This window comes from Rubrivivax gelatinosus IL144 (assembly GCF_000284255.1).
GTDB classification, from domain to species: Bacteria; Pseudomonadota; Gammaproteobacteria; order Burkholderiales; family Burkholderiaceae_C; genus Rubrivivax; species Rubrivivax gelatinosus_A.
The window spans coordinates 922,152-949,141 of record NC_017075.1 but is presented as its reverse complement, the minus strand read 5'-3'; the positions used below and the strand labels follow the sequence as shown (position 1 = coordinate 949,141).

The window sequence follows — 26,990 nt, the reverse complement described above, 5'->3', positions numbered from 1 at the left end:
CGTTGCCGATACCGAAAGGACGGGCTCGGGCGACCGCCGGAGCCGCTTGAACACACCAGAGAAGTCAGCGGGATCAGCATGAACCACTTGCGCATCGGCACACGACTCGGACTGGCCTTCGCGCTGGTGCTGTCGATCACGCTCGCCCTCGCGGCGACGGCGATCTGGCAGCTCGGCGCGCTGAAAGCCGCGTCCGAATCGATCGTGCAGAACGAGCAGCAGCGCAGCAAGCTCGCCAGCCAGTGGGCGACCAACCTGCGCATCAGCTGGACCAAGGTCTCGGCGTCGATGAAGAGCACCGATCCGGCGCTGCAGGCGCAGATGAAGAAGGACGTCGAGCAGATCTCGGCCGACACCGCGGTGGTGCAGAAGTCGCTGATGGCGCTGGTCGACGACGACGAAGGCAAGGCGCTGATCGCCAAGGTCGGCGAGGTGCGCCAGCGCTACACCGAAGTGCGGCGCCAGCTCGCCGAACGTGCCGACCGCGGCGAATCGGTCTACGCCGACGTCGATGCCCTGCTGCTGCCGGTGGCCGACAACTACCAGAAGGCGCTGGACGCGGTGGCCGCGCATTCGCAGCGCGTGCTCGACGCGCGCCAGGAAGAGCTGGCGACGGCGACGACACGCGGCCAGTGGCTGATGGCGATCGGTGCGCTGCTCGCGACGCTGCTCGGCGCCGGCTTCGCCATCTTCGCGACGCGCTCGATCACGCGGCCGATCCACCTCGCGGTGCAGACCGCCGAGGCGATCGGCGCCGGCGACCTGTCCAGCGTCATCGACGCCCAGGGCCGCGACGAAGCCGCGCGGCTGCTGCACGCGCTGGCGACGATGCGCAACAACCTGGCGAAGATCGTCGCCGAGGTGCGCGAGTCGGCCGACAGCGTCGCCACCGCCAGCCACGAGATCGCGCACGGCAACGCCGACCTGTCGGCACGCACCGAGCAGCAGGCCAGCGCGCTGCAGCAGACCGCCGCGTCGATGGAGCAGCTCAACGCCACCGTGCGCCAGAACGCCGACAACGCGACGCAGGCCAACCAGCTCGCGGCGGCGGCGAGCTCGGTGGCCACCGAAGGCGGCTCGATGGTCGGCCAGGTCGTGCAGACGATGGACGGCATCAGCGAGAGCTCGCGGCGCATCACCGAGATCATCAACGTCATCGACGGCATCGCGTTCCAGACCAACATCCTGGCGCTCAACGCCGCGGTCGAAGCGGCGCGCGCCGGCGAACAGGGCCGCGGCTTCGCCGTCGTGGCCGGCGAGGTGCGCACGCTGGCCCAGCGCAGCGCCGAGGCGGCGCGCGAGATCAAGACGCTGATCGGCACCAGCGTCGAACGCGTGGAGGCCGGCAACGCGCTGGTGCACCAGGCGGGCTCGAAGATGGACGAGGTGCTGGCCTCGATCCGCCGCGTCGCCGACATCGTCGGCGAGATCAGCAGCGCCAGCGCCGAGCAGAGCGACGGCGTCAGCCAGGTCGGCGACGCGGTCGCGCAGATGGACCAGGCGACGCAGCAGAACGCCGCGCTGGTCGAAGAAAGCGCCGCCGCGGCCGAGAGCCTGCGCACGCAGGCGCGGCAGCTGGTCGAGGTGGTCGCCGTGTTCCGCCTCGCCAACGGCGCGGCGCCGGCCGCGGCACCCAAGGCCGCGCCCGCGGCCGCGAAACCCTCCGCAGCGGCGAAGACGATCGCACGCCCGGCGCCGGCCAAGGCCGCGGCGCCGTCCGCCGCGTCGACCGCCGCGCCCCGCCCGCCGGCGGCCTCCAAGCCCGCCCCGGCGACCACGGTCGCCAAGGCCACGGCTTCGGACGACGACGACTGGCAGACCTTCTGATCGGCCTGCCGCTCAGAAACGCCCCTCGTACAAGGCGCAGGAGCGGCAGACATCCGGCGCCTGCGGCCCGGCCAGCGCGCGCCTGAAGTCCTGCGCGGCCGCGCCGCGCCAGACCTCGCCCAACGCCTGGGCGCCGTCGCCGACGCGGCCGAAGCTCGCGCGGTCGGCGGTGGCCACCATGCAGCAGGGCAGCATCTGGCCGGCCGCCGTCAGGTAGAGCTGGCGGCTGGGCCAGTCGCAGCCCCGGCCTCCGGGCGCCGGCTCACCCGGCGCCGCCAGCCGCGGCAGGTGCAGCAGCAGGCCCAGGGCCTGCGCCAGCGCCTGGGCTTCGGCGAACACCGCCTCGGCCTCGTGCAGCTCCGGCGGCGCCAGTTCCTCGGCGCGCACGACGTCGCGGATCGGCACGTAGCGCGCCGGCAGGCCCGGGTGCTCCAGGTCGCTGGACAGGCGCTGCAGCAGCAACTCATGCACGCCGTGTTCGTGCAGCAGGCGCACCAGCGCCGGCAGCTCGGGCAGGTTGCTGCGCATCAGCACCATCACGCCGCGGACCTCCGGCCGGCCGCCGGCGGCGTCGCGTGCCGCGACCAGCCGGTCCAGGTTGCGCAGCACCTTGGCGAACGAGGCGCCGCGGCGCACCGACTCGTAGACCGCGGCACTCGCGCCGTCCAGCGACACCGACAGCTGCGCCAGCCCGCTTTCGGCGCAGCGCCGCGCGCGTTCGGGCGTCAGCAGCGTCAGGTTGGTGTTGGCGCTGACGCGGATGCCGCGCGCCGCGGCGATCTCGACCATCTCGAAGAAACGCGGGTGCAGCATCGGCTCGCCCAGGCCCTGCAGGTGCAGTTCCTCGAGCTGCGGCAGCTCGTCCAGCCAGGCGAGGTAACGCTCCAGCGGCAGCTCGGCCACCTCGTCGCCGCGGTGGTTGACGGTGCACATGCGGCAGGCCAGGTTGCAGCGGCCGATCGGCTCGATCTGGGCGAAACGCGGCAACGGCGGCGGCGCGGCGGGGAAGGCGGTGGCAGCGGGATCGGAGGTCATGCTCGGCGGCGGGACGGGGCCCGCCACCGGCAAGGCGGGTGCCGCCGGCCTCAGCCTTCGGCGCGCACGCCGGACTTCAGCTTCTGCATGAACTCGCGGAAGTGCGGCGCGAACTCGGCGAACAGCGGCGACTGGCGGTTCTCCAGCATCACCTCGCTGAAGAGCTTGAGGCCGACGCCGAAGGCGGCCGCCGATTCGGGCGGCAGCGCCGGGTGGCCGCGCAGGCGTTCGACGATCTTCAGGATGTCGTCGTGGTTGCCGGTCTCGAAGACCAGCGGCGTGGCGTCGGCGGGCGGCCGGCCCTGCGGGTCGGCGAGGTGTTCGACGCTGATGCGGTAGCGGTGCTGCTTCATGAAAAGTCTCGGTTCAGGGTTGACGGAAGAAAGTCTACGATATATCTTGAGTGCATCGCAACACAACTTTGGAACCACGATGCACTTCGCACGTTTCCCCTTCGGCCCGCAACGCGGCTGCCATCACGAGGCCGTCATGGGCGGCCACCACACCCATCCGATGCACGCCGCCGGGCGCCGCGGTGGCGGCTTCGGCCCCGGTTTCGGCGGCATGGGCGGCCCGGGCGGTTTCGGTGACTTCGGCGGCGCCCGCCGCGGCCCCGACGGCGAAGGCCGCCGCGAGCGCCTGCTCGAGAGCGGCGACCTGCGCCTGCTGGCGCTGCACGTGCTGCGCCAGCGTCCCAGCCACGGCTACGAGGTCATCAAGGCCATCGAGGACCTGGCCGGCGGCCAGTACAGCCCCAGCCCCGGCACCGTCTACCCGACGCTGTCGATGCTCGAGGACCTGGGCCAGGCCGAACTCGCCGAGACGAGCGGCAGCCGCAAGCAGTACCGCATCACCGCCGCCGGCGAAGACGCGCTGGCCGCGCAGAAGGACGTGCTCGAGCGCGTGCTGGCGCGCCTGCAGCACCTGGGCGGCGCGGCCGACGCGCGCCGTTCGCCGGCCGTGCAGCGCGCGATGCACAACCTGAAGATGGCGCTGCACCTGCGGTTTGCCGGCGAGGCGCCGTCCGAGGAGACGCTGCGCCGCATCGCCGAGGCGATCGACCGCGCCGCGGTCGAGATCGAACGCAGCTGACTCACAGCTCGAAGCGGTAGCCGACGCCGTAGACCGAGCGGATCGCGTCGTCGCCCGGGCGGGCCCGTTCGAGCTTGCGGCGCAGGTTCTTCACGTGGCTGTCGATCGCCCGGTCGCTCAGCGCACGCTGGTCGTCGTGCAGGCGGTCGAGCAGTTGGTCGCGCGAGAACACGCGCCCCGGCTGCTCGGCCAGCGCCTGCAGCAGGCGGAACTCCAGCGGCGTCAGGTCCAGCAGCTCGCCGTCCAGCCGCGCCTCGTAGCGCGTGGCGTCGATCTGCAGCCCTGGCGCCGCCTCGGCCGCGGCCGGCCGCTTCCAGGGCCGGCGCAGGATGGCCTTGACGCGCGCCACCACCTCGCGCGGGCTGAAGGGCTTGCAGACGTAGTCGTCGGCGCCGGCCTCCAGCCCGACCAGGCGGTCGAGCTCCTCGACACGCGCCGTCAGCATCAGCACCGGCACGTCGCTGAAGCTGCGCAGCTCGCGGCAGATCGACAGCCCGTCCTGCCCGGGCAGCATCAGGTCGAGCACGATCAGGTCGGGCAGGCGCTCGCGCACCGCGGGCAGCACCGCCAGGCCGTCGGCGATCCAGTGGGTCTCGTAGCCCGCGGCGGCCAGGTAGTCGGCGACCAGCCGGCCGAGCGAGGGTTCGTCCTCGACGACGAGCACGTAGCGGCGGTCGGCGTTCACGCGCTCTCCCCTTCGCCGCGCGGCCGCAGCCGCGGCAGCATGAGGCGGATCCACAGACCGCCCAGCGGCGAGGGCCGGGCTTCGAGCCGGCCGCCGTGGGCCTCGGCGAGGCTGCGCGCGATCGCCAGCCCCAGGCCGCTGCCGCCCTTGGCCCGCGAGCGCGAAGCCTCGACGCGGAAGAAGCGCTCGAAGAGCCGCGGCAGCAGTTCCTCGGGCACGCCCGGCGCCGAATCCTGAAGGTCGAGCACCGCGTCGGCGCCATCGGCCGCCAGCTCGACGCGCACCATGCCGCCCGGGTCGGTGTATCGCAGGCTGTTGGACAGCAGGTTCAGCAGCAGCTGGCGAAGGCGACGCTCGTCGCCCGTGACCGGCAGCGCCGCGTCCGGCAGCCGCGCCTGCAGCTCGAGACCACGTTCGGCGGCCTTGGCCTGCAGCGCGCCGACCTCGCTGCGCACCAGCGGCACGAGGTCCAGCTCGTCTTGGCGGAAGGCCAGCGCGCCGACGTCGGCCAGCGCCAGCTCGTGCAGGTCGCCGACGAGCTGGGCCAGCATCGCCACCTCCTGCTGCAGCCGGCGCAGCAGCTCGGGCGTCGGCTGGTGCACGCCGTCTTCCAGCGCCTCGAGTTCGCCGCGCAGCACCGCCAGCGGCGTGCGCAGCTCGTGCGAGACGTCGGCCATGAAGTCGCGCCGCAGGCGCTCGTTGCGCTCCAGCGTCAGCGCGAGCTGGTTGAAGTCCTGCGCGAGCTGGGCGACCTCGTCCTCGCCGGCCAGCTCGACACGCGTGTCGTAGGCCCCGGCGGCCAGCCGGTGCGTCGCACCGGCCACCGCGCGCACCGGCGCCAGCAGCGCCCGCGCCACCCACCAGGCGATGGCCGCAGACAGCAGCACCGCCAGCACCACGGCGGCCGCGGCGGCGAGCAGCTGGCGGTCGAGGAAGGCCACGGCCGCGCTGTCGGTGACGGTCTCGATCGGCGCCATCGCCAGCCAGCCGACGGTGCGGCCGTCGACGACGATCTCGCGCTGTTCGGAGTTGGCCATGATGAACGGGAAGCCGACGACCCGCTGGCGCTGCGCGTCCAGCAGCGACAGCCGCCGCCCGGCGCCGAGCAGGTCCGAGGCGATCAGCTCGGCCATCGGCCCGCTGGGCCGCTGCTTCGGCGGCGAGTCGGGCGGCTCGCGCGGCTCGGGCGGGTGCGGCGGGCCGATGCCGACCAGGCTGAACCAGAGGTCGCGCCGGTTGCGCAGGAAGTCCCAGTCGCCGTGTTCGGCGTAGGCCGCCGTCAGGCGCGGCATCACCACTTCCATGCGCAGCACGGCCTGCGTGTTCAGGTAGCCGAGAAAGCCGCGCTGAAAGCTCCATTGCGCGGCCACGCCGACGGCCACGGCGACCAGCGTCGCGGTGGCGAGCACGGCGACGAAGAGCTTGCCGGTGATGCCGGGGCGTTTGAGACGGGCGAGCGTGGACACGGTCGGAATTGGCGCACGGGCGGCCTGGCACAGGCAAGCACTGGCGGCACAGCCGGGACGGACTTCAACTTTCCTCCACATTCGCCGCCGACCATCGGCGACAGCAGAACCATGAGCAGGACTCACCCGATGGCCGCCATCGCCTCCCGCGCCGTGCGCCGCGCACGCCTTCCGTTCACCGTCGCCGCGCTGGCGCTGGCCGCCGCGCTCGCCGGCTGCGGCCGCCAGGACGGCGCCGCAGGGCCCGGCCAGGGCCGGCCGACGGTCGTCGGCACCTTCACCGTGCAGGCCGAGACCGTCTCGCTGGCCAGCGAGCTGCCCGGCCGCACGACCGCGCTGCAGAGCGCCGAGATCCGGCCGCAGGTCGGCGGCATCGTGCAGGCGCGACGTTTCGTCGAAGGCGGGCCGGTCAAGGCCGGCCAGCTGCTCTACGAGATCGACGCCGCCAGCTACCGCGCCAGCGTCGCCAGCGCCGAGGCCGCGGTCGCCAAGGCCGAGGCGAGCGTCGAGACCAACCGCCTGACGGCGCAGCGCCAGGCCGAGCTGGCGAAGATCGACGCCGTCAGCCGCCAGGCGCTGCAGGACGCGCAGGCGGCGCTGAAGCAGGCCGAAGCCGAGCTCGCCGCCGCGCGGGCGACGCTGCAGACGGCCCGCATCGACCTGGAGCGCACGCGCGTCACCAGCCCGATCGCCGGCCGCGCCGACGTCTCCACGGTCACCGTCGGGGCGCTGGTCACCGCCAACCAGACGACGGCGCTGACCACGGTGCGCCAGACCGACCCGATGCAGGTCGACGTCACCCAGTCCAGCGCCGAGCTGCTGCAGTTGAAGCGCGACATCGCGGCCGGCCGCGTCAAGCAGCTGCCCGGCGGCGACGCCGCGGTCTCGCTGCGGCTGGAGGACGGCAGCACCTACCCGCTGGCCGGCCGGCTGAGCGTGACCGGCGCCTCGGTGGACACCGGCACCGGCACGGTGACGCTGCGCGCGACCTTCCCCAACCCGCAGGGCCTGCTGCTGCCGGGCATGTACGTGCGTGCGCTGCTGCCCACGGTGGCGGTGGCCGACGCGATGCTGGTGCCGCAGCAGGCCGTCTCGCGCAACACCGACGGCTCGGCCAGCGTGCTCGTCGTCGGGGCCGGCGACAAGCTCGAGCGCCGCGCGATCGCCGCCGAGCGCACGATCGGCAGCCGCTGGCTCGTGACCTCGGGGCTGAAGGCCGGCGAGCGTGTCGTCGTCGAGGGGCTGCAGAAGGTCAGGCCGGGCGACGTCGTGCAGCCGCAGGCGGTAGGCGCCGCGGCGTCGGCCGCGTCGGCGCCGGCTTCGGCCGCGTCGCGCTGAAGGGGGCCGCACGATGCCGCGCTTCTTCATCGACCGCCCCATCTTCGCGTGGGTGCTGGCCATCGTCGTCATGCTCGCCGGCGCGCTGTCGATCAGCACGCTGGCGCTGGAGCAGTACCCCGACATCGCGCCGCCGCGCGTGAGCGTCAACGCCAGCTACCCCGGCGCCTCGGCCAAGACGCTGGAGGACTCGGTGACCCAGGTCATCGAGCAGCAGATGACCGGCCTGGACGGGCTGCTGTCGATGGCCTCGACCAGCACCTCCTCGGGCAGCGCGCGCATCACGCTGAGCTTCGTCTCGGGCACCGACCCCGACGTCGCCCAGATGCAGGTGCAGAACAAGCTGCAGCAGGCGATGTCGCAGCTGCCGCAGGCGGTGCAGGACCAGGGCGTGACGGTGACCAAGGCCGGCACCGACTTCCTGCTCATCGTCGCCCTGTACTCGGCCGACGGCAGCGCCAGCGCGATCGAGATCGGCGACTACATCAAGTCCAGCCTGGTCGACACGATCAGCCGCATCGACGGCGTCGGCGAGGTCCAGACGCTGGGCACCGGCCACGCGATGCGCGTCTGGCTGAACCCGGACAAGCTGGCCAGCTACGGCCTGATGCCCTCGGACGTGACGAGCGCGATCACCGCTCAGAACGCCCAGGTCTCGGCCGGCCAGGTCGGCGGCCTGCCGGCGGCGCCCGGCCAGCAGCTCAACGTGACGATCACCGCGCGCAGCAAGCTGCAGACCGTCGAGCAGTTCGAGGCCATCGTCGTCAAGTCGGCGACGAACGGCGCCAGCGTGCGCCTGGCCGACGTCGCGCGCGTCGAGCTCGGAGGCGAGAGCTACACGATCCGCACGCGCTACAAGGGCCAGGCCTCGGCGGCGATCGGCGTGCGCCTGGCCTCGGGCGCCAACGCCATCGCCACGGCCAACGCCGTCAAGGCCAAGCTCGCCGAGCTGCAGCCGGGCTTCCCGTACCAGCTGCAGACGGCGATGACCTACGACACGACGCCGTTCGTGAAGATCTCGATCGAGGAGGTCGTCAAGACGCTGGCCGAGGCCGTGGTGCTGGTCGTGCTGATCATGTACCTGTTCCTGCAGAGCTGGCGCGCGACGCTGGTGCCGGCGATCACGGTGCCCGTGGTGCTGCTGGGCACCTTCGGCGTGCTGGCGGCCTTCGGCTACTCGATCAACAGCCTGACGATGTTCGGCATGGTGCTGGCGATCGGCCTGCTGGTCGACGACGCCATCGTCGTCGTCGAGAACGTCGAGCGCCTGATGGCCGAACGCGGGCTGTCGCCGCGCGAGGCGACGCGCGAGTCGATGCAGGAGATCACCGGCGCGCTGATCGGCATCGCGCTGGTGCTGGCGGCGGTGTTCATCCCGATGGCCTTCTTCGGCGGCTCCACCGGCGTCATCTACCGCCAGTTCTCGATCACGGTGGTGTCGGCAATGCTGCTGTCGGTGCTGGTGGCGATGACGCTGTCGCCGGCGCTGTGCGCCTCGGTGCTCAAGCCGCTGCCGCCGGGCGAACACCACGCGGCGCACAAGGGCCTGCTGGGGCGCTTCTTCGGCGCCTTCAACCGCGGCTTCGACCGCGGCAGCGCCGGCATGCAGCGCGCCGGCGGCACGCTGCTGCGGCGCAGCGGCCGGGTGATGCTGGTCTACGCGCTGCTGCTGGCGGCGATGGCCGTGCTCTACGCCCGGCTGCCCACCTCCTTCCTGCCCGACGAGGACCAGGGCGTGCTGATGTCCGAGATCCGGCTGCCCACCGGCGCCACCGACGAGCGCCTGCGCGCCTCGCTGGACCAGATGGAGAACTGGCTGTCGCAGCAGGCCGACGTCGACGGCTACACGCTGATTTCGGGCATCGGCGGCGACCAGGCCACCGGCAACGCCTTCATCCGGCTCAAGGACTGGAGCGAGCGCCGCGGCAGCGGCCAGAGCGCCGCCGAGTTCGCGCGCCGCGCCAACCGGGAGCTGGCGGCGCTGCGCGACGCGCGTGTCTTCGTGATGCAGCCGCCGACGGTGCGCGGCCTCGGCTCCTCGGGCGGCTTCACCGTCGAGCTGCAGGACCGCGGCGGCCTCGGCCACGAGGGCCTGAAGGCGGCGCGCGACGAGTTCCTGAAGCTCGCGCGCCAGAACCCCAAGCTGGCGCAGGTGCGCGCCAACGGCCTGGACGACGCGCCGCAGTTCAGCATCGAGATCGACGACCGCAAGGCCGGCGCGCTGGGCCTGTCCACCGGCAACATCAACAACACGCTGTCGGTGGCGCTGGGCGGCGCCTACGTCAACGACTTCATCGACAAGGGCCGGGTGAAGAAGGTCTACGCCCAGGGTGACGCGCCTTACCGCATGGCGCCCGACGCGATCATGCAATGGCGGGTGCGCAACGACGCCGGCCAGATGGTGCCGTTCTCGGCCTTCGCCAGCACGAAGTGGAGCTACGGCTCGCCCAAGCTGGAGCGCTACAACGGCATGGGCGCCTTCGAGATCGTCGGCGAGGCCGCGGCGGGCGTCAGCTCGGGCGACGCGATGAAGGCCGTCGAGCAGATCGTCGCCCAGCTGCCCGCCGGCGTGGGCATCGAGTGGGCCGGCCAGTCCTACCAGGAACGGCTGTCGGGCGCGCAGGCGCCGGCGCTGTACGCGCTGTCGGTGCTCTTCGTCTTCCTCTGCATGGCGGCGCTGTACGAGAGCTGGTCGGTGCCGTTCTCGGTGCTGCTGGTGGTGCCACTGGGCGTCGTCGGCGCGCTGGCGCTGACGACGCTGGCCGGGCTGCACAACGACGTCTATTTCCAGGTCGGGCTGCTGACCACCGTCGGCCTGTCGGCGAAGAACGCGATCCTGATCGTCGAGTTCGCCAAGCAGCGCCAGGAACAGGGTGCGGCGCTGCTCGACGCGACGCTGGAGGCGCTGCGGCTGCGGCTGCGGCCGATCCTGATGACCTCGCTGGCCTTCATGTTCGGCGTGCTGCCACTGGCCATCGCCAGCGGCGCCGGCGCCGCCAGCCGGCGCGCCATCGGCACCGGCGTGCTCGGCGGCATGGCGACGGCCACCGTGCTGGGCCTGTTCTTCGTGCCGGTGTTCTACGTGCTGGTGCGCGGCTTCTTCGACCGGCGCCGCGGCGCCGCCCCGACCACGGAGGTGCGGGCATGAACACGACGACCCGAACCGCCGCGCGCGGCCTGACGCTGCTGGCGCTGGCCGCGCTGACCGCCTGCGCCAACCTGGCGCCCGACTACACCCGGCCCGAAGCACCGGTGCCCACGGCCTGGCCGCAAGCGGCCAGTCACGGCGCGGCCAGCCTGCCCGACGGCCGCGACTTCGTCGCCGACGCACGCCTGCGCCGCACGATCGAGCTGGCGCTGGGCAACAGCCGCAGCCTGCGCCTGGCGCTGCTGGCCATCGAGCAGGCGCGTGCCGCCTACCGCATCGAAGCCGCCGACCGCCTGCCGACGCTGAAGGCCAGCGGGTCGCAGAGCGCCTCGCGCACGCCGGCCGAAGCCAGCACCAGCGGCCAGGTCGTCCATTCGCGCAGCTACAGCGCCAACGTCGGCATCGCCGCCTTCGAGATCGACCTCTTCGGCCGGGTGCGCAACCTGTCCGACGCGGCGCTGGAGAGCTTTCTCGCCACCGAGGAGGCGGCGCGCAGCACGCGCATCGCGCTGGTTGCCGAGGTCGCCACCGCCTGGCTGACGCTGCAGGCCGACCAGCAGCAGCTGGCGCTGGCGCGGCGCACGCTGGACAGCCAGCGCAGCAGCTACGAGCTGACGCGCCAGCGCCATGCGCTGGGCGCCGACTCGGCGCTGACGCTGGCCCAGGCGCAGACCACGGTCGAAGCCGCGCGGCGCGACGCCGCCGCCTACGAGGCCAGCGTCGCCCAGGACCTGAACGCGCTGCGCCTGCTGGTCGGCACCGACCTGCCGGCCGACTGCCTGCCCGCGGGCGAGGCCGAGGCAGACGCCGCTGCGCTGGTCGCCGTGCCCGGCGGGCTGCCGTCGGCGCTGCTGCAGCGCCGCCCCGACGTGCTGGCCGCCGAACACAAGCTGAAGGCGGCCAACGCCGACGTCGGCGCGGCACGGGCGGCGCTGTTCCCGACGATCCAGCTCACCGCCGCCACCGGCACCGCCAGCCGCAGCCTGGGCGAGCTGTTCGAAGGCCGCGCCTGGTCGTTCGCGCCGTCGATCAGCCTGCCGATCTTCGACGGCGGCGCCGCGCGCGCCGGCGTCGACCAGGCCCGCGCGACGCAGGCGGTGCAGCTCGCGAGCTACGAGCAGACGCTGCAGACCGCGTTCCGCGAGGTCGCCGACGCGCTGGCCGTGCGCGCGACGATCGCCGAGCGCCTGGACGCCCAGACGGCGCTGGTGGCCGCCAGCGAACGCGCCTGGCGCCTGGCCGACGCGCGCTGGAAGGCCGGCGCGGCGAGTTACCTCGACGCGCTGGACGCCCAGCGCACGCTGTACGCGGCGCAGCAGACGCTGGTCACGCTGCGCCTGGCCGAGCAGAGCAACCGCGTGAGGCTGTTCGAGGTGCTGGGCGGCGAGTGGGACGCGGCGGGCGCGCCGGCGGCGTCCTGAACACCGTCCGGTCGGCGCCGGCGACGCCTGGCGACCGCCGCTGACCGTTCGCGCCCCCGGGCCGGCGGCGGCGGGCGGCCGCGGCTAGAGTCGCGGGCGATTCGACGCCCGCCATGACCGCCGCCCCCTCGCCTGCCGCCTGCCCCCCGACCCGCGCCGAAGCCGCGCGCCAGACGCTGCGGCTGCTCGGCCAGACCGCGGCGCTGTGCGTGCTGGTGGCCGCGGTGCTGACGCTGCTGCCGGCCACCGGCGGCGACTTCTGGCGCACGCTGTGGTTCTCCGAATGGATCGGCTTCTGGTCGGTGGTCACGGTGCAGCTGTTGCGCCAGCTGCCGGGGCTGCGCCGCTGGCCGCGGCGCGTGTCGCTGCCGCTGCGCCTGGCGCTCGGCCTGCCGGCGGGTTATGCGCTCGGTTTTGGCTGCGGCTACGCGCTGCTCGGCGAGCCGGTGCGCATCGCCGGCCTGCTGGACTACCAGCTCGCTGCCGTCATCGCCAGCCTGTCGGCGACCGGCTTCGTGCTCTACCTCGTCTGGCTGCGCAATCGCCTGGCCGACGAGGCGGCGGCGCGGCTGCTGGCGCAGAAGCTGGCCGTCGAGGCCGAGCTGCGCCTGCTGCGCGCCCAGCTCGAGCCGCACATGCTGTTCAACACGCTGGCCACCCTGCGCTCGCTGGTCGACGAGGACCCGGGCCAGGCGCAGCAGATGATCGACCTGCTGATTACCTTCCTGCGCGCGACGCTGGCCGGCTCGCGTGCCGAGACGAGCACGCTGCAGGCCGAGTTCGAGCAGCTGCACGCCTACCTCGAGATCATGGCCTTGCGCCTGGGCCGGCGCCTGCGTTACTGCCTGGAGCTGCCGGCCGAGCTGCAGCAGGCCGCGATGCCGCCGATGCTGCTGCAGCCGCTGGTCGAGAACGCGCTGAAACACGGCGTCGAGCCCAAGGTCGGCGGCGCCACGCTGAGCGTCAGCGCCGAACGCGACGCCGACGGGCTGCTGCTGGTCGTCGCCGACACCGGCATCGGCCTGCGCGACGAGCCCGCCGCAGCCACCGGCGGCAGCGGCTACGGCCTGGAGCACGTGCGCAGCCGGCTACAGGCGCTGTACGGCCCCGCCGCCAGCCTGCGGCTGCAGGCCCAGCAGCCCTGCGGCACCCGGGCCATCGTGAGGATCCCCGCATGACGACGAACGACACCCCGCTGGCGCTGATCGCCGAAGACGAAGCCCTGCTGGCGCGCAGCCTGAAGCGCCAGCTCGCCGAGGCTTGGCCCGGGCTGCGCCTGGCCGAGGTCGCCGAAGACGGGCTCGCGGCCACCGAGCAGGCGCTGGCGCTGCTGCCCGACCTGCTGTTCCTGGACATCCGCATGCCCGGGCGCAGCGGGCTGGAGGTCGCCGAAGCCGTCAACGACGACTGGCCCGAAGACCGGCCGCTGCCGCTGCTGGTCTTCGTCACCGCCTTCGACGAGTTCGCCGTCGCCGCCTTCGAACGCGCCGCGGTCGACTACGTGCTCAAACCCGTGACGCCCGAGCGCCTGCGCGTCACGGTCGCGCGGCTGCAGCAGCGCCTGGCGGCGCGCGCGCCGCAGCTGCAGGCCGGCGACGCCGCCGAGCAGGTGCGCACGGTGCAGGCGCTGCAGGCTCCACCGGAGCCGCCGCCACCCGAGCAGGAGCGCATCAAGGTCATCCGCGCCGGCGTCGGCAATACGGTGCGCATGATCCCGGTGGCCGACGTCGTCTGCCTGGAGGCGACCGACAAGTACGTCAACGTCGTCACGACCGGCGGCGAGGCGCTGGTGCGCATGAGCCTGCGCGAGCTGGCGGCGCGGCTCGAAGGCGAGGACTTCATGCAGGTGCACCGCGCGGTCTACGTCGCCACGCGCCGCATCCGCAGCGCCACACGCGACGAACTCGGCCACTACAGCCTGGCGGTCGACGGCCTGGCGCGGCCGCTGAAGGTGAGCCGCGCCTTCGCCCACCTCTTCAAGCCGATGTAGCCGCCGTTCGGTGGCCGTGACCGACGCTTCGGTCACGGCGGCCGGCGCTTCGTCGCGGCATCGTCGCGGCGGCCGGGGCCGGCCGGCACAGTGGGTCCATCCCACCCGCCACCGAAAGGCCCGCCATGCTGCTCGACATCCTGCTTCACACCCCGCGCTGGGTCTTCGTCGTGCTCGCCGTGCTCGTCGTGATGGGCCTGCGCGCCTCGCGGCCGCAGAACGCCAGCCTGCGGCGCTGCGTCGGCCTGCCGCTGGCGCTGGCCGCGGTGTCGCTGGCGGGCACGACCAGCGCCTTCGGCACCCAGCCGGCGGCGCTGCTGGCCTGGGCGCTGGCGCTGGCCGCCGGGCTGACGGCCATGCAGCGCCGCATCGACACCCGCGGCGTGCGCTACACGCCGGCCACCGGCCTGTTCGCGCTGCCCGGCAGCTGGCTGCCGCTGGCGCTGATGATGGCGATCTTCGCCGTCAAGTTCGCCGCCGGCGTCGTGCTGGCCGTGCACCCGCAGGCCCGCGAGGCGGCGCCCTTCGTGCTGGGCGTCAGCGCCGCCTACGGCCTGTTCAGCGGCCTGTTCCTGGGCCGCGCGATGGCGCTGTGGGCCGTCGCGCGCCGCGCCGCACGGCCGGCGCTGGCGGCCTGAGCCGGGTTCAGCCCCACTTCATCTCGCCCTTGGCGACCTTGGCGCCGATCTCCAGCGCCGGCGCCAGGCCGGCGTCGGGGTAGCGGCGCTTCATCGCCGCGACCAGCGCCGCGCCGTCGGCGGCCTGCGCGAACTCCTCCTCGAAGGCGACCAGGTAGTCGCGCGTGTAGCGCAGCGCCGAGGCGTCCAGCGCGCCGCCGGCCGCCAGGTGGCCGGGCACGACGATGCGCGGCTGGCGCGCGGCGATCGTGTCCAGCGCCCGGACCCAGGCCGCGCGCGCCGCCGGCGTCGGCGTGTCGGCGGTCCAGACGTGCAGGCCGGAGAAGACGAGCACGCCGCCGAACACCGCCTGCAGCTCCGGCACCCAGAGATAGCGCCGGTTCTCCAGCCCCTCGACCGGGACGATCTGCAGCGCATGGCCTTCGAGGCGCAGCGCCTCGCCGTCGAAAGGCTGCGGGAAGACGATGTCCTCCAGGCGCTGCGGGCCCTTGTCCTTGAGCTGCGGGCCCCAGACGGCGAGCTTCTTCTCGACGTTGGCGCGGATCGCGGCGATCGTCGCCGGCGCCGCCAGCACCCGGGCGTCCGGGAACGCGGCCTTCACCGGACCGAGGCCGAAGTAGTAGTCCGGGTCGCTCTGGCTGACGTAGATCGTCGTCAGCGTCTTGCCGCTGGCGCGGATCGCGTCGACCAGCGTGCGGCCGGCCGGCAGCGTGAAGCCGGCGTCGATCAGCACCGCCTCGCGCTCGCCGGTGACGAGCACCGGCGCACGGAAGAAGCCGTTCTGGTCGGCCGGGAAGTGCTGCCAGCGCAGGCCGGAGCCGGCGGCATGGGCCACGCCCGACAGCGCGGCGGAGCCGGCCACGGCGGAGATCTGGATGAAGTCGCGGCGGGAGATCATGGTGTCGTCCTGGTGTCGGTGAATCGATGGCGTCATCGTAGAAAGCGTCGATCCGTAGAAAAATCCTCCACAAACCGACACTTCGTATGCCGATGGCAAACAATCCGCGCGACGCCGGCCCGCTGGACCTCGCCAACCTCAAGCGCCTGGCCTATTTCGCGGCCGTCGTCGAGACCGGCAGCTTCACCGCCGCCGCCGACCGCCTGGGCATCACCAAGGCCGTCGTCAGCCAGCAGGTGGCGCGGCTGGAACGCGAGTTCCGCACGACGCTGCTGACGCGCACCACGCGGCGCCTGGCGCTGACCGACGCCGGCCAGGCCTTCTACGAGCGATGCGCGCGCATCCTGCGCGAAGCGGCGGTCGCCTTCGACGAACTGGCCGACGTCTCGGTCGAACCGGCGGGCACGCTGCGGCTGACGGCGCCTTTCGACTACGGCCTGGCGATGGTCGTGCCGGCGGTGGTCGAGTTCTCGCGGCGCCATCCGCAGTGCCGGGTGGAGATGGCGCTGTCCGACCAGCCGCTGGACCTGCTGTCCAACGAGGTGGAGCTCGCGGTGCGCGTCGGCTGGCTGGCCGACTCGCAGCTGCCGGCGCGGCGCATCGGCAGCTTCGAGCAGAAGCTGGTGGCGGCGCCGGCCCTGGCGCGCCAGGTGGACGCGGCGGCCGGCCCGGAGCAGCTCGCCGGCCTGCCTTTCGTCGCCAACGCGGCGCTGAAGGAGCCGCGGCGCTGGGTCTTCGAGGCCGGCGACGGCCGCCGGCAGGCGGTGGAGTTCGCGGCCTCGATCTCGCTGGACGCGACGCCGGCGGTGCTGGCCGCCGTCAGCCTGGGCGCCGGCGTCTCGGTGCTGCCCGACTACACGGTGGCCCAGGCGCTGGCCGAAGGCCGCCTGGTGCAGCTGCTGCCCGGCTGGACGCTGCCCTCCGGCGGCATCCACGCCGTCTATCCGGCCTCGCGCTTCCGGCCGGCCAAGGTGGCGCGTTTCGTCGACCTGCTCGGCGAGCTGCACGCCGCGCGCGCCTGAGCTGCGGCCTCCGGGCATGGCGGCGCGCGCGGCCACGTCGTCGGCCCGCGAGGTGCGGCGGCTGCAGCGCGGTGAGGCGAAGGCGCCGTGAACGAGCACGCTGGGGTTCAGCGTTCGGCGACGGTCCTGGCGGCCGGGCCCTATGATGACCGCCACCCCGTCCAGCCCGGAGACCAGCAGATGATCAAGTCCGTCGGCGGCGTGCCGGTCCAGCCCCGGCACCGGCTGTCCTGCCATTGCGGCGCGGTGGTGCTCGAGTTGCACCTGCCCGACGGCATCGTCGACCCGCGGCGCTGCAACTGCTCGATGTGCCGGCGCAAGAGCGCCGTCGTCGGTTCGGTGCCGCTGGACGCGATCCGGATCGTGCAGGGCGAAGACATGCTGTCGCTCTACCAGTTCAACACCCGCGTCGCGAAGCACTTCTTCTGCTCGCGCTGCGGCATCTACACCCACCACCAGCGGCGCTCGCGCCCCGACCAGTACGGCTACAACGTCGGCTGCCTGGAAGGCATCGACCCCTTCCTGATCGAGAACGTGCCGGTCAGCGACGGCGTGCACCACCCGGCGGATCGCAAGACCTGAGCCGCCGATGACGCAGCCATGACGCACTTCCCGGCGCTGCCGCTGCAGACCGAACGCCTGACGCTGCGCCCCTACCGCGCCGACGACGCCGAGGCGGTCTTCGCGATCTTCTCGGACCCGCGCGTGATGCGCTACTGGAGCACGCCGCCGTGGACCTCGACGGCGCAGGCCGACGAGGCGATCGAGTCCGACCTGCGTGCGCTCGACAGCGGCCGCCATCTGCGGCTGGGCATCGAGCGCCGCGACGACGGCGCGCTGATCGGCCAGTGCACGCTGTTCGACATCGTCGCCGGCTGCCGCCGCGCCGAGATGGGCTACGCACTCGCCCACGCCGCCTGGGGCCGGGGCTACATGCACGAGGCGCTGCAGGCGCTGCTGCGCTACGGCTTCGAGCTGCTGGAGCTGAACCGCGTCGAAGCCGACATCGACCCGCGCAACGAAGCGTCGGCGGCGACGCTGCGCCGCCTGGGCTTCCAGCTCGAAGGCCTGCTGCGCGAGCGCTGGGTCGTCGACGGCGAGGTCTCGGACAGCGCGATCTACGGGCTGCTGCGCCGCGACTGGGCCGAGGCCCGGCGCTGAGGCCGCGTCAGGACGAGCCGGCCGGGGCCTGCGGCTCCTCGCCCTCGGCGGCCGCGGGCACGGTTTCGGCCGGCGGCGCGAGCGGGCTCAGGAACGGCAGCGCGAGCCGATCGCGCGTCGCGAACAGCTCGCGGATGTGGGCCGTGACGGCGCCGGCACCCTGCGTCGGCCAGGCCAGCGACAGCGGCGACGACGAACGCGGATAACTCACCGTGCGCTCGACCAGCGTGCCGGCGCGCAGCGCCGCGCGCGCCCTCGCCGCCGGCAGGAAGCCGACGCCCAGGCCGCGTTCGTGGCAGGCGATCTTGGTCGCCAGGTCGGGCACCAGCAGCTCCTGCTGGCCCGGCAGCCGCCAGGCGGTGCGCTTCTTCATGCGCTGCGAGGTGTCCTCGACGTTGACCGCCGGGTACGGCCGCAGCGCGTCGTTGCCCAGCGGCTCGCGCTGGCGCGCCAGCGGATGGCTGGGCGCGACGACGAACACCCAGCGGATCTCGCCCAGCGGCAAGGTGGCGAAGTCGTCGTTGATGGTGTGGAAACCCGGTGCGCCGATGCCGATGCGCGCGCCGTTGTGCACCAGCTCGTCCCAGACGCCCATGTAGACGCCGAAGCGCACCTTGATCGTCGTGTACGGGAAACGCTCGTGCAGGTGCGCCAGCAGCTCGGACATCGCGGCGCTGTCGTGCAGCAGGTTGTTGACGACGATGACCAGCTCCGACTCGACGCCGGCGTTGGCCTGCTCCAGCTCGCGCGGCAGGCTCTGCATCCAGTCGAAGATCTGGCTGGCCCGCGTCAGCAGCACCTCGCCGGCGGGCGTCAGCGTCACGGTGCGCGTGGTGCGCTGCAGCAGCGGCACGCCGGCGCTGTCCTCCAGCGACTTGATGCGGTAGGAGATCGCCGAGGTCGTCTTGTGCAGCAGGTCGGCGGCGGCGGAAAAACTGCGCAGCTGGGCGACCGCGACGAAGGTGCGCAGGGCTTCGGGGTCCAGGTTCGGGGAGCGGGACACGGGGAATCGGCGGGTCGCGCCCGGCGCCGCGGACAGCGCCGGACGGGGGTCTGGACGGAGCGGTCGATGTTAGCGGCGCAGTTCGTGCGCGGCGACGAAGCCGAGCAGCGTGTCGATGCCGGAACTGGCGCCGTGCTGCGCCACGCGCCCGGCACGGCGGTCCAGGCGCTCGTCGGCGCCCGGCAGCGCCCGGCAGAGCTGGATCAGGTGGCTGCCGAAGACGCCGTCGAGCGCGCGGCGCAGATAGGCCGCGCCCAGCGGCGTGGTCAGCGCGCCCAGCGCCTCGCGCTGCGGCAGCAGCGCCCGGCGCAAGGCGCTGTCGGCGCCGTCGACGAGCCAGCCGTGGGCCAGCGCGCCGATCAGCACGTCGTCGCCGGCCGGTGTCGACCCGGCGCCGCGGCCGACGAGGCGCACCAAGGCCGGCGCCGCGGTGCCGTCGGCCGCGGCCTGCAAGGCCCGGCGCACGAGGCCGTCGCCGGCCAGCACCTCGGCCTGGCTGCCGCCGATGCCGTTGCCGGGCGGCCGGGCGCGCAGCCCGGCCGCCAGCCGCGCCACGCCGGCGTCGAGCGCCGGCAGCGCAAGGCGGCCGCCCAGGCCCAGGCGCCAGCGCCGCGCGCCCGCCAGGTCCCAGCGCAGGCGGGCGCCGACGCCCAGGCCGCGCAGCGCTTCGAACGCCTCGCGACGCACGACGACGTGCAGCGGCAGCAGGCCGGCGCCCGGCGGGCCGACGAAGATCGGCTCGCCGCCGGGCAGCACGACGCTCAAGCCGCGTCGGTGCAGCGCCACGACGGTGGCGACGCGGCCGTCCAGCGCGCGCGCCGCCGCCTCGCTGAGCGCCAGCACGGTCGAGCGGGGGGCGAAGGCGGTGCTCATGATGCGCAGGGTGATCGTCGCGCCGCCTTCGCCCGGCCCTCAGTCGACGGCGACGCCGACGGTCTCGGCCACCGCCTCCAGCGCCTTCTCGAAGCAGCCGCGCGGCGGCCGCACGGTGCCGGCGCCGACCTGGCCGATGCCGGCCTTGCGGTGCGCGATGCCGGTGTTGATGACCGGCGTGATGCCGGTCTCGACGACGCGGCGCACATCCAGCCCCAGGCAGGCGGCCTGGAAGTCCCAGGTCGGGATCTGGAACATCGGCGAGCTGTCGACGTAGATCTCGCGCATCTCCTCGCTGGTCTCCAGCGCGTCGCTGAAGCCGCCGGCGCCGACGAAACGCGTGACGCCCGGGGCGGCGATCATCGCCGCGCCGCCGATGCCCAGCGTCTCGGTGATCGCCGAGTCGCCGATGTCGGGGTTGGCGTCGTCCTGGCTGAAGCCGGTGAAGAAGAGGCCCGCCGGCGTGTTGACCGGCGCCGTGAACCAGCGCTTGCCGGTGCCGCTGACGCGGATGCCGAAGTCGCGGCCGTTGCGCGTCATCGCGGTGACGATGCTGCCGGCCTCGATCGCCGCGCCGGCGTCCATCACGCACTTGCAATAGGCCATCGCGACGTTGAGGAAGAACTGGTCGGTGCGGCCGAGGAAACGCAGCACCTCCTCCTTGTGCTGGGTGCTGGCCTCGCAGGCGGCGATGTCCGGCGCCAGCAGCTTGAGCAGCAGCGCCGAGGCGGCGATGTTGCGCTGGTGGAACTCGTCGCCCATCGTGATCGCCTGCGCCATCAGCACCGACAGGTCGATGCCGCCGGGCACCATGCCCAGCGCCTGCGACAGCACCGGGCCGAGCACGTCGCGCATCCAGGCCAGGCGGGTCTGCACCTCGCCTTCGAAGGCGCCGAAGCGCATCACCTTGCCGATGCCTTCGTTGAGGTTGCAGAAGGCGGTGTTGCCCTGGACCTCGTTGAGCACCACCAGCACCGGCATAGACGCCGAGGTGATGCCGCCCATCGGGCCGACGGCCGAGTGGTCGTGGCAGGGCGTGAAGCGGATCTCACCGCTGGCGGCCAGGCGTTCGGCCTCTTCGGCGTCGCGCGCCCAGCCTTCGAACATCGCCGCGCCCAGCACCGCGCCCTGCATCGGGCCGGTCATGTCGGCCCAGGCGCTCGGCGGGCCGGCGTGCAGCAGCGTCCTGCCTTCGCGCAGCACCGGGATGCAGTCGGCGGCAGGACGCACGTCGACGAGGCGGGGCCGCGCACGCTTGATCTCGTTGAGGACGGCTTCGTTGGCTTCGTTGATGGTTTCGTACATGGAATCGCTCCGTTTCGTCATTGCAGTGCGGCGACCAGCCGCTGCAGGCGTTGATTGCCGCCCGCGATCGGTTCCCAGAGGTAATGGACGACGTTCGTGCCGCCGGCCTGCAGTTCGTCGGCGAAGCCGCGCAGGCCGATGTTCACGATCGCCGGCGGCGCGGCCAGCAGCGGCGGCGGCGCGCCGATGCCGGCCACCGGCGGCTGCACCAGGCGCAGCGCCAGCTCGACCGCGGTGCGCGTGCTCTCGGCGATCACGATGCCGGCCTCCTCCAGCTTCGCGGCCTGGCTGGCGCGGTCCTGCGGGTCCTGGTCGGTGCCGGTCAGCGTGGCGATGACCGTGATCGGCGCGCCGCCGCGTGCAGCGCGCATCTCGGCGACGGCGCGTGCGGTGACGCCGGCCGGGTCGGCGTTGGCGCCGTAGCCGAGCACGACGTCGAGCAGCAGCACGCCGTAGGTGGGCTCGTCGGCGAGCGCGCGGATCATCTCGTTGCGCAGCGTCGGGTCGATCATCGGGTGCGGCCGGCCGCGGGTGTAGAGGTCGTCGCCGAGGTCGATGACGCGGTGGCCGCCGCTGCGCAGCATGTAGCCCTCGGCGTGCGTCTCGTCGGCGTGCAGCCCCAGCGCGTCGGCCAGCAGCTGCGCCGCCTCGGCGGCCAGCGTGCCGCCGGTGTACAGGCCGCAGATGCCCAGGCCGGCGGCCGAAGGCTGGTGCGAGGCCTGCGAGTCGACGTTGGCCAGGTCCACCGCCAGCGCCGCGGCGCCGTCCAGCGTCTGCGCGAAGTGCACGTTGCCGTCGCGGCGCGCGGCCTGGCGGTCACCGAGGAAGAGCGCGACCACCGGCCGCTGCATCAGCTTGAGCGCGGCCAGCACGCGCGCCTTGACTTCCGGCGCCGGCGGCTTGGAGACGAAGACGACGACGCGGCTGGCGGCGTCGGCGGCGACGAAGTCGATCGCCGTCAGCGCGCTGATGCCGCCCACCGCCGCCGACAGGTCGCGGCCGCCCAGGCCGATGGCGTGCGTGATGCCGGCGCCGCGTGCGGCGATCTGCGAGCAGATCTCCTGGATGCCGGTGCCCGAGGCGCCGATCACCGCGATCGGCCCCTTGGGCATGCGGTTGGCGAAGGCCAGCGGCACGCCGCCGATGACCGAGGTGCCGCAGTCCGGGCCCATGACGATCAGGCCGCGGCGGCGCGCCGCGAGCTTGAGCTCGACCTCGGCCTCGACCGGCACGTTGTCGGAGAACATCATCACGTGGCAGCCGTCGTCCAGCGCCTGGCGCGCGACGTCGGCGGCGTAGTGGCCGGCCACCGAGACCAGCGCGACGTTGGCGTCGGGCACCAGCTGGCGCGCCCGGCGCCAGCTGCGCGCCACCGGGTAGCCCGAGGCGCGCCGGCTCTTGGCGACGTCGGCCAGCCGCGTCTTCAGCTCCTCGAGCACGCCGGCGGCACGCGCCGCGTCCTCGCAGTCGACGATGACGCAGACGTCGCTGGGCGTGGCCTCGTCCAGCGTGTCGTGCCACAGGCCGGTCTCGCGGAACACGTCCTTGTTGGCGGGCGTGCCCATCATCACCGAGGCCTTGGCGACGCCGGGCAGCGCCGACAGGTCGCGCGACAGCACCATCAAGGTGACGGAGTCCTGGAAACTGCCTTTCAGGATGAAGCAGTGCAACATGGGGAATCCTTTCGTGGATCGGGTTCAGGCGCGCGCGCCGGGGCGCTCGCGCAGCAGGGCCATGCACGCCATGCCGAAGGCCAGCACGGCGGCGGAGATGTAGAAGTTGGCGGCCAGGCTGCCGGTGGCGTCGGAGACGAAGCCGGCGATCGTCGGCGCGACGATCGACGAGCACATGCCGACGAAGTTGTAGATGCCGTAGGCCGTGCCGTAGCGCGCCTCGGGGGCGTTGTCGGCGACGGTGGCGATCAGCACCGGGTCCAGCGCCAGCTTGCCGAAGAAGCCGTAGACGCAGATCGCGACGATCACCTGGTTCACGTCCTGCAGCCAGGCGATGCTGATCAGGCTGGCGACGGCGATCGGCACCAGCACGAAGACCAGCGGCTTGCGCCGGCCGAGCTTGTCGGAGATGCGCGCGAACAGCAGGCCGCCGGGGATCGACACCCAGGCCACCAGCGAGCTGACGTTGCCGATCTCCTTGACCGGGATGCCGCGTTCGGTCTGCAGGTAGTACGGCAGCCAGGTGAGGATCATGAAGAAGCCGAACAGCGAGCAGAACACCATCACGTAGGTGACCAGCAGGTTGCGGTTCCTCAGCAGCGAGGTGAACGAGCGCGTGTGGGCCTCGGCCAGCGCGCCGGGGCGGCGCGGGTTCTCCTTGATCAGCCAGGCGATCAGCAGCCCGGTGACGATGGTCGGCACGGCCATGAAATAGAACGGCGTGCGCCAGCCCAGCTCCAGCGTGTGCGCCACCCAGCTCGAGGCCATCAGCCCGAGCGCGATGCCGAAGGCCATGCCCGAGTTGATCAGCGCCATGCCCAGCGAGCGGTGCGCGGCGGGGATCTGCTCGGCGCTGATGCCGAACTGCGGGCCGTAGTAGGTGCCTTCGGCGGCGCCGGTGCCGATGCGCGCCAGCAGCAGTTCCCAGTACGAGCGCACGACGCCGGTGACCGCCGTCAGCACGCCGAACAGCACGAAGCCGGGCACCAGCACCTTCTTGCGGCCGATGCGGTCGCCGAGCACGCCGGCCGGGATCTGCAGCACCGCGTACGACAGGAAGAACGAACTGCTGACCAGACCGAGCTGCGTCGCGCTGAGGCCGAACTCGGTCTGGATGTCCTTCATGACCGGGTTCAGCACGGTGCGGTCGGCGTACATGAAGATCCAGCCGAGCCAGAACAGGAACACGGTGATCCACCAGCCCGGGATGCCGACGCGACGGTCGATCGCGCGGGTCGGCAGCGGCTTGGGATAGATCGGGGCAGTCATCGTTTACTCCGTCGCAGGGGGCTCGGTGCGGGGCGGCCGGGACCGGCGGCCCGCACCGGGCACGACGATCACGCCGCAGCGGCCTGTTTCGGAGCTTCGCGCAGGAAGCTCATGCCGATCATCCCGGCCGCGAGCACCGCGGCGGAGATGTAGAAGTTGGCGGCCAGGCTGCCGGTGGCGTCGGAGACGAAGCCGGCGATCGTCGGTGCCAGGATCGACGAGCTCATGCCGACGAAGTTGAAGATGCCGAAGGCCGTGCCGTAGTTCTCCTTGGGCGTGTTGTCGGCGACGGTGGCGATCAGCACCGGGTCCAGCGCCAGCTTGCCGAAGAAGCCGTAGACGCAGATCGCGGCGATGACCTGGTTCACGTCCTGCAGCCAGGCGATGCTGATCAGGCTGGCCGCGGCGATCGGCACCAGCACGAAGACCAGCGGCTTGCGCTTGCCGAGCTTGTCGGAGACCTGCGCGAACAGCAGGCCGCCGGGGATGGACACCCAGGCCACCAGCGAGCTGATGTTGCCGATCTCCTTGACCGGGATACCGCGCTCGGTCTGCAGGTAGTACGGCAGCCAGGTGAGGATCATGAAGAAGCCGAACAGCGAGCAGAACACCATCACGTAGGTGACCAGCAGGTTGCGGTTCTTCAGCAGCGCGGTGAACGCGCCCTTGTTCGAGTGCGCCTGCGCCTGGGCGCCGGTCGGGCGCGGGTTCTCCTTGATCAGCCACCAGATCAGCAGCGCCATCACCACCGTCGGCACGGCCATCACGAAGAACGGCGCGCGCCAGCCGTAGCCCAGCGAGTGCGCGACCCAGGACGAGACCATCAGCCCGAGCGCGATGCCGAAGGCCATGCCCGAGTTGATCAGCGCGCTGCCCAGCGAGCGGTTGCGCGCCGGGATCTGCTCGGCCGCGATGCCGTACTGCGGGCCGTAATAGGTGCCCTGGCCGGCGCCGGTGACGATGCGCGCGGCGACGAAGGCGACGAAGCTCCTGGCCATGCCGCTGACCGCGGTGAACAGGCCGAACAGCAGGAAGCCGGGCACCAGCACCTTCTTGCGGCCGATGCGGTCGCCGAGCACGCCGGCCGGCACCTGCAGCAGCGCGTACGACAGGAAGAAGGCGCTGCTGATGATGCCGAGCTGCGTGCCGCTCAGGCCGAACTCGGTCTGGATGTCCTTCATCACCGGGTTGAGGATGGTGCGGTCGGCATACATGAAGATCCAGCCGAGCCAGAACACGGCCACGGTGATCCACCAACCGGGAATCCCGGCCCTGCGCTCCGTCGCGGCCTCCAGGCCGCGGTCCGGTGTCGAGATCGATGACATTGCTTCTACCTCTGTGCTGCGTTCAGTTGACGACGCAGCCAGTGTCATCACGATGCCCCGCTCAGGGCAGCCGTCCGGCATCGTTTTCTGCGACTTTCAAACAGCTCTCAACAATGCAATGGCGACCGTTCGAATCGCGGAAAGCCCGGTTTCAGCGCCTCGTGGCGATTCGAAAGATCGGCATTGCACTGTGAGACCGATTCGAACGAACGGGGGAATCGCCGTTTCGACAATGGCCATTGCAAAGACTGACCGTTCTGCAGGAGTACATGCGATGACCCAACCGTTCTCCGTTCCGCGCCGCCTGATCGTCGCGGTGGGCGGCAACGCCCTCGACCCGGCCGAGGGCCGTGGCACGCCCGAGGAGCAGAAGGCGATCGCCGCGGCCACGGCCCGGGCGATGCTGCCGCTGCTCGAACTCGACAACCAGCTCGTCGTCGTGCACGGCAACGGCCCGCAGGTCGGCAAGCTGCTGCTGGCCAACGCCGCGGCGCAGGACCGCGTCGCGCCGCAGTCGCTGGACATCCTGGTGGCGCAGACCCAGGGGGCGCTGGCCTACATCCTGGCCCAGGCTTTCGAGAACGCGCTGCGCGAAGCCGGCAACCCGCGCCACGTCGTCGGCCTGGTGACGCAGGTCGAGGTCGACCGCCACGACCCGGCGTTCGCCAACCCGACCAAGCCCGTCGGCCCCTTCTTCAGCGAGGCCCAGGCCAAGGCGCTGGCCGCCGAGCTGGGCGTGACGGTGCGCGAGGACTCGGGCCGCGGCTGGCGCTACGTCGTGCCTTCGCCCAAGCCCAAGCACATCTGCGACGTCTCGCTGGTCGAGGCCCTGATGTGCGGCCGCACCGTGGTCATCGCCGGCGGCGGCGGCGGCATCCCGGTGCTGCGCGACGAGGCGGGCCGCCGGCGCGGCGTCGAGGCCGTCATCGACAAGGATCTGACGGCGGCGGTGATGGCCAACGTGCTGGGCATCCGCGACATGATGATCCTGACCGCCGTGCCGCGTGTCGCGATCCACTTCGGCAAGCCCGAGCAGCTCGACCTGGCGCGCGCCTCGCTGAGCGAGATGAAGCGCTACCTGGCCCAGGGTCACTTCCCGGCCGGCAGCATGGGGCCGAAGATCGAGGCGGCGATCCGCTTCCTGGAGACCGGCGGCCGGCGCGTGATCATCACCAGCCTGGAGACCGCGGTGCCAGCGCTGATGGGCGAGACCGGAACGCACATCGTGCACGACCACGAGGCCGAAGGGGAGGACGAGGCCGCGGCCGACGCCAACAGCCGTTTGCTGCGCACGCCCGCGGCCCTGGCGACCGCCTGAGCGCCCCGCGGGCCGCCCTGGCCCAGGGGATGGTGGCCCCGCCGCCGCCGTGCACACTGCACGGCGGCCCCTGACGCGGCCGAAGGAGCGTCAGATGAAACGAGTCACCGGCATCGGCGGGATCTTCTTCCACGCCCGGGACCCCGAGGCGCTGCGCGCCTGGTACCAGCGCCACCTGGGCATAGACGTGCAGCCCTGGGGCGGCGCCGCCTTCAGCTGGAGCGACGACGAGGGCCATCCGACCGGCGGCACGACGATCTGGTCGATCGGCGCCGCCGCCGACGCCCCCTTCGCGCCGGGCCGCGCGTCCTTCATGGTGAACTACCGAGTCGCCGACCTGGCCGCGCTGCTGCAGGCGCTGCGCGCCGAGGGCTGCGAGGTGCTGGACAAGAGCGACGACTCCGAATACGGCAAGTTCGGCTGGGTGATCGATCCGGAGGGGAACAAGGTCGAGCTTTGGGAGCCGCCGCAGGGGCAGTGAAGCGCGGTGCGACTCGCGCCAG

Annotated in this window: 24 protein-coding genes; 13 read left to right on the top strand and 11 right to left on the bottom strand. The window is 72.6% G+C overall.

Annotated elements, in window-relative coordinates; translation table 11 throughout:
• The first annotated feature begins 78 nt into the window (after window positions 1–78).
• Window positions 79–1,827 carry a methyl-accepting chemotaxis protein gene (locus RGE_RS04470; protein ID WP_014427122.1) on the top strand — a complete coding sequence of 583 codons (1,749 nt, stop codon included), beginning with the start codon at window positions 79–81 and terminating at the stop codon, window positions 1,825–1,827.
• A gap of 12 nt (window positions 1,828–1,839) precedes the next feature.
• Here RGE_RS04470 and RGE_RS04465 read toward each other — a convergent pair whose 3' ends face one another.
• Together RGE_RS04465 and RGE_RS04460 are read right to left on the bottom strand one after the other, a co-directional pair.
• On the bottom strand, window positions 1,840–2,862 hold the full coding sequence (locus RGE_RS04465) for a radical SAM protein (RefSeq protein WP_014427121.1): 1,023 nt from the start codon (window positions 2,860–2,862) through the stop codon (window positions 1,840–1,842).
• 50 nt (window positions 2,863–2,912) lie between these two features.
• The gene (locus tag RGE_RS04460) at window positions 2,913–3,215 is read right to left on the bottom strand and encodes a DUF3861 domain-containing protein (protein ID WP_014427120.1); all 303 of its coding nucleotides are present in this window, start codon (window positions 3,213–3,215) and stop codon (window positions 2,913–2,915) included.
• A gap of 79 nt (window positions 3,216–3,294) precedes the next feature.
• Here RGE_RS04460 and RGE_RS04455 point away from each other — a divergent pair, with 79 nt between their 5' ends.
• A complete protein-coding gene (locus RGE_RS04455) occupies window positions 3,295–3,954 on the top strand; it encodes a PadR family transcriptional regulator (protein WP_014427119.1) in 660 nt (219 codons plus the stop codon).
• Window position 3,955: 1 nt separating this feature from the next.
• On the opposite strand, the gene RGE_RS04450 is transcribed toward RGE_RS04455, so the two are convergent.
• Together RGE_RS04450 and RGE_RS04445 are read right to left on the bottom strand one after the other, a co-directional pair.
• Window positions 3,956–4,639, bottom strand: a complete 684-nt coding sequence (locus RGE_RS04450) for a response regulator (protein ID WP_014427118.1) — start codon at window positions 4,637–4,639, stop codon at window positions 3,956–3,958.
• Entirely contained in the window at window positions 4,636–6,105 is a 1,470-nt protein-coding gene (locus tag RGE_RS04445) for an ATP-binding protein (RefSeq protein WP_014427117.1), read from the bottom strand. Before RGE_RS04445 ends, RGE_RS04450 begins: the two co-directional genes overlap by 4 nt.
• A gap of 129 nt (window positions 6,106–6,234) precedes the next feature.
• On the opposite strand from RGE_RS04445, the gene RGE_RS04440 reads away from it, so the two are divergent.
• From RGE_RS04440 to RGE_RS04415, 6 genes are all read left to right on the top strand, one after another.
• Window positions 6,235–7,443, top strand: a complete 1,209-nt coding sequence (locus RGE_RS04440; protein WP_014427116.1) for an efflux RND transporter periplasmic adaptor subunit — start codon at window positions 6,235–6,237, stop codon at window positions 7,441–7,443.
• A 13-nt stretch (window positions 7,444–7,456) separates the two neighbouring features.
• A complete protein-coding gene (locus tag RGE_RS04435; protein WP_014427115.1) occupies window positions 7,457–10,591 on the top strand; it encodes an efflux RND transporter permease subunit in 3,135 nt (1,044 codons plus the stop codon).
• A complete protein-coding gene (locus RGE_RS04430; protein ID WP_014427114.1) occupies window positions 10,588–12,012 on the top strand; it encodes an efflux transporter outer membrane subunit in 1,425 nt (474 codons plus the stop codon). Before RGE_RS04435 ends, RGE_RS04430 begins: the two co-directional genes overlap by 4 nt.
• Before the next feature lie 113 nt (window positions 12,013–12,125).
• Window positions 12,126–13,190 carry a sensor histidine kinase gene (locus tag RGE_RS04425; protein ID WP_014427113.1) on the top strand — a complete coding sequence of 355 codons (1,065 nt, stop codon included), beginning with the start codon at window positions 12,126–12,128 and terminating at the stop codon, window positions 13,188–13,190.
• Window positions 13,187–14,002, top strand: a complete 816-nt coding sequence (locus RGE_RS04420; protein ID WP_014427112.1) for a LytR/AlgR family response regulator transcription factor — start codon at window positions 13,187–13,189, stop codon at window positions 14,000–14,002. Before RGE_RS04425 ends, RGE_RS04420 begins: the two co-directional genes overlap by 4 nt.
• A 59-nt stretch (window positions 14,003–14,061) precedes the next feature.
• Entirely contained in the window at window positions 14,062–14,640 is a 579-nt protein-coding gene (locus RGE_RS04415; protein ID WP_310732395.1) for a DUF6622 family protein, read from the top strand.
• Between the two features lie 7 nt (window positions 14,641–14,647).
• Here RGE_RS04415 and RGE_RS04410 read toward each other — a convergent pair whose 3' ends face one another.
• Entirely contained in the window at window positions 14,648–15,538 is an 891-nt protein-coding gene (locus RGE_RS04410; RefSeq protein WP_014427110.1) for an MBL fold metallo-hydrolase, read from the bottom strand.
• Between the two features lie 86 nt (window positions 15,539–15,624).
• Here RGE_RS04410 and RGE_RS04405 point away from each other — a divergent pair, with 86 nt between their 5' ends.
• The 3 genes from RGE_RS04405 (at window position 15,625) to RGE_RS04395 (ending at window position 17,721) form a co-directional block, all read left to right on the top strand.
• Window positions 15,625–16,560: a LysR substrate-binding domain-containing protein gene (locus RGE_RS04405; RefSeq protein ID WP_014427109.1), complete on the top strand. Its 936-nt coding sequence runs from the start codon at window positions 15,625–15,627 to the stop codon at window positions 16,558–16,560.
• Between the two features lie 180 nt (window positions 16,561–16,740).
• Window positions 16,741–17,142 carry a GFA family protein gene (locus tag RGE_RS04400; RefSeq protein WP_014427108.1) on the top strand — a complete coding sequence of 134 codons (402 nt, stop codon included), beginning with the start codon at window positions 16,741–16,743 and terminating at the stop codon, window positions 17,140–17,142.
• A gap of 18 nt (window positions 17,143–17,160) precedes the next feature.
• Complete coding sequence (locus tag RGE_RS04395; RefSeq protein ID WP_014427107.1) at window positions 17,161–17,721, top strand: GNAT family N-acetyltransferase; 561 nt, start codon at window positions 17,161–17,163, stop codon at window positions 17,719–17,721.
• Between the two features lie 7 nt (window positions 17,722–17,728).
• Here RGE_RS04395 and allS read toward each other — a convergent pair whose 3' ends face one another.
• The 6 genes from allS to RGE_RS04365 all read right to left on the bottom strand — a co-directional run bounded on the left by allS (window position 17,729) and on the right by RGE_RS04365 (window position 25,169).
• On the bottom strand, window positions 17,729–18,724 hold the full coding sequence (allS, locus tag RGE_RS04390) for an HTH-type transcriptional activator AllS (protein ID WP_014427106.1): 996 nt from the start codon (window positions 18,722–18,724) through the stop codon (window positions 17,729–17,731).
• A gap of 69 nt (window positions 18,725–18,793) precedes the next feature.
• Window positions 18,794–19,597: a DUF2877 domain-containing protein gene (locus RGE_RS04385; RefSeq protein WP_014427105.1), complete on the bottom strand. Its 804-nt coding sequence runs from the start codon at window positions 19,595–19,597 to the stop codon at window positions 18,794–18,796.
• A gap of 39 nt (window positions 19,598–19,636) precedes the next feature.
• Complete coding sequence (locus RGE_RS04380) at window positions 19,637–20,902, bottom strand: YlbE family protein (protein ID WP_014427104.1); 1,266 nt, start codon at window positions 20,900–20,902, stop codon at window positions 19,637–19,639.
• Between the two features lie 17 nt (window positions 20,903–20,919).
• Window positions 20,920–22,575 carry an acyl-CoA synthetase FdrA gene (gene fdrA / locus RGE_RS04375; protein WP_014427103.1) on the bottom strand — a complete coding sequence of 552 codons (1,656 nt, stop codon included), beginning with the start codon at window positions 22,573–22,575 and terminating at the stop codon, window positions 20,920–20,922.
• A gap of 24 nt (window positions 22,576–22,599) precedes the next feature.
• On the bottom strand, window positions 22,600–23,844 hold the full coding sequence (locus RGE_RS04370) for an MFS transporter (RefSeq protein ID WP_014427102.1): 1,245 nt from the start codon (window positions 23,842–23,844) through the stop codon (window positions 22,600–22,602).
• A 68-nt stretch (window positions 23,845–23,912) separates the two neighbouring features.
• Window positions 23,913–25,169 (bottom strand): MFS transporter, encoded by a 1,257-nt coding sequence (locus RGE_RS04365; protein WP_052310965.1) that lies wholly within the window; start codon window positions 25,167–25,169, stop codon window positions 23,913–23,915.
• A gap of 274 nt (window positions 25,170–25,443) precedes the next feature.
• Between RGE_RS04365 and RGE_RS04360 the strand changes: the two genes are divergently transcribed.
• Together RGE_RS04360 and RGE_RS04355 are read left to right on the top strand one after the other, a co-directional pair.
• Window positions 25,444–26,487 (top strand): carbamate kinase, encoded by a 1,044-nt coding sequence (locus RGE_RS04360; protein ID WP_014427100.1) that lies wholly within the window; start codon window positions 25,444–25,446, stop codon window positions 26,485–26,487.
• A 94-nt stretch (window positions 26,488–26,581) separates the two neighbouring features.
• Complete coding sequence (locus tag RGE_RS04355; protein ID WP_014427099.1) at window positions 26,582–26,968, top strand: VOC family protein; 387 nt, start codon at window positions 26,582–26,584, stop codon at window positions 26,966–26,968.
• The last annotated feature ends 22 nt before the right edge of the window (window positions 26,969–26,990 follow it).

Bases quoted from the DNA above. Each gene is read 5' to 3' on its own strand.
- RGE_RS04470 (WP_014427122.1), top strand. From the start codon at position 79: ATGAACCACTTGCGCATCGGCACACGACTCGGACTGGCCTTCGCGCTG.
- RGE_RS04465 (WP_014427121.1), bottom strand. From the start codon at position 2,862: ATGACCTCCGATCCCGCTGCCACCGCCTTCCCCGCCGCGCCGCCGCCG.
- RGE_RS04460 (WP_014427120.1), bottom strand. From the start codon at position 3,215: ATGAAGCAGCACCGCTACCGCATCAGCGTCGAACACCTCGCCGACCCG.
- RGE_RS04455 (WP_014427119.1), top strand. From the start codon at position 3,295: ATGCACTTCGCACGTTTCCCCTTCGGCCCGCAACGCGGCTGCCATCAC.
- RGE_RS04440 (WP_014427116.1), top strand. From the start codon at position 6,235: ATGGCCGCCATCGCCTCCCGCGCCGTGCGCCGCGCACGCCTTCCGTTC.
- RGE_RS04435 (WP_014427115.1), top strand. From the start codon at position 7,457: ATGCCGCGCTTCTTCATCGACCGCCCCATCTTCGCGTGGGTGCTGGCC.
- RGE_RS04430 (WP_014427114.1), top strand. From the start codon at position 10,588: ATGAACACGACGACCCGAACCGCCGCGCGCGGCCTGACGCTGCTGGCG.
- RGE_RS04425 (WP_014427113.1), top strand. From the start codon at position 12,126: ATGACCGCCGCCCCCTCGCCTGCCGCCTGCCCCCCGACCCGCGCCGAA.
- RGE_RS04420 (WP_014427112.1), top strand. From the start codon at position 13,187: ATGACGACGAACGACACCCCGCTGGCGCTGATCGCCGAAGACGAAGCC.
- RGE_RS04410 (WP_014427110.1), bottom strand. From the start codon at position 15,538: ATGATCTCCCGCCGCGACTTCATCCAGATCTCCGCCGTGGCCGGCTCC.
- RGE_RS04405 (WP_014427109.1), top strand. From the start codon at position 15,625: ATGCCGATGGCAAACAATCCGCGCGACGCCGGCCCGCTGGACCTCGCC.
- RGE_RS04400 (WP_014427108.1), top strand. From the start codon at position 16,741: ATGATCAAGTCCGTCGGCGGCGTGCCGGTCCAGCCCCGGCACCGGCTG.
- RGE_RS04395 (WP_014427107.1), top strand. From the start codon at position 17,161: ATGACGCACTTCCCGGCGCTGCCGCTGCAGACCGAACGCCTGACGCTG.
- RGE_RS04385 (WP_014427105.1), bottom strand. From the start codon at position 19,597: ATGAGCACCGCCTTCGCCCCCCGCTCGACCGTGCTGGCGCTCAGCGAG.
- RGE_RS04380 (WP_014427104.1), bottom strand. From the start codon at position 20,902: ATGTACGAAACCATCAACGAAGCCAACGAAGCCGTCCTCAACGAGATC.
- fdrA (WP_014427103.1), bottom strand. From the start codon at position 22,575: ATGTTGCACTGCTTCATCCTGAAAGGCAGTTTCCAGGACTCCGTCACC.
- RGE_RS04370 (WP_014427102.1), bottom strand. From the start codon at position 23,844: ATGACTGCCCCGATCTATCCCAAGCCGCTGCCGACCCGCGCGATCGAC.
- RGE_RS04365 (WP_052310965.1), bottom strand. From the start codon at position 25,169: ATGTCATCGATCTCGACACCGGACCGCGGCCTGGAGGCCGCGACGGAG.
- RGE_RS04360 (WP_014427100.1), top strand. From the start codon at position 25,444: ATGACCCAACCGTTCTCCGTTCCGCGCCGCCTGATCGTCGCGGTGGGC.
- RGE_RS04355 (WP_014427099.1), top strand. From the start codon at position 26,582: ATGAAACGAGTCACCGGCATCGGCGGGATCTTCTTCCACGCCCGGGAC.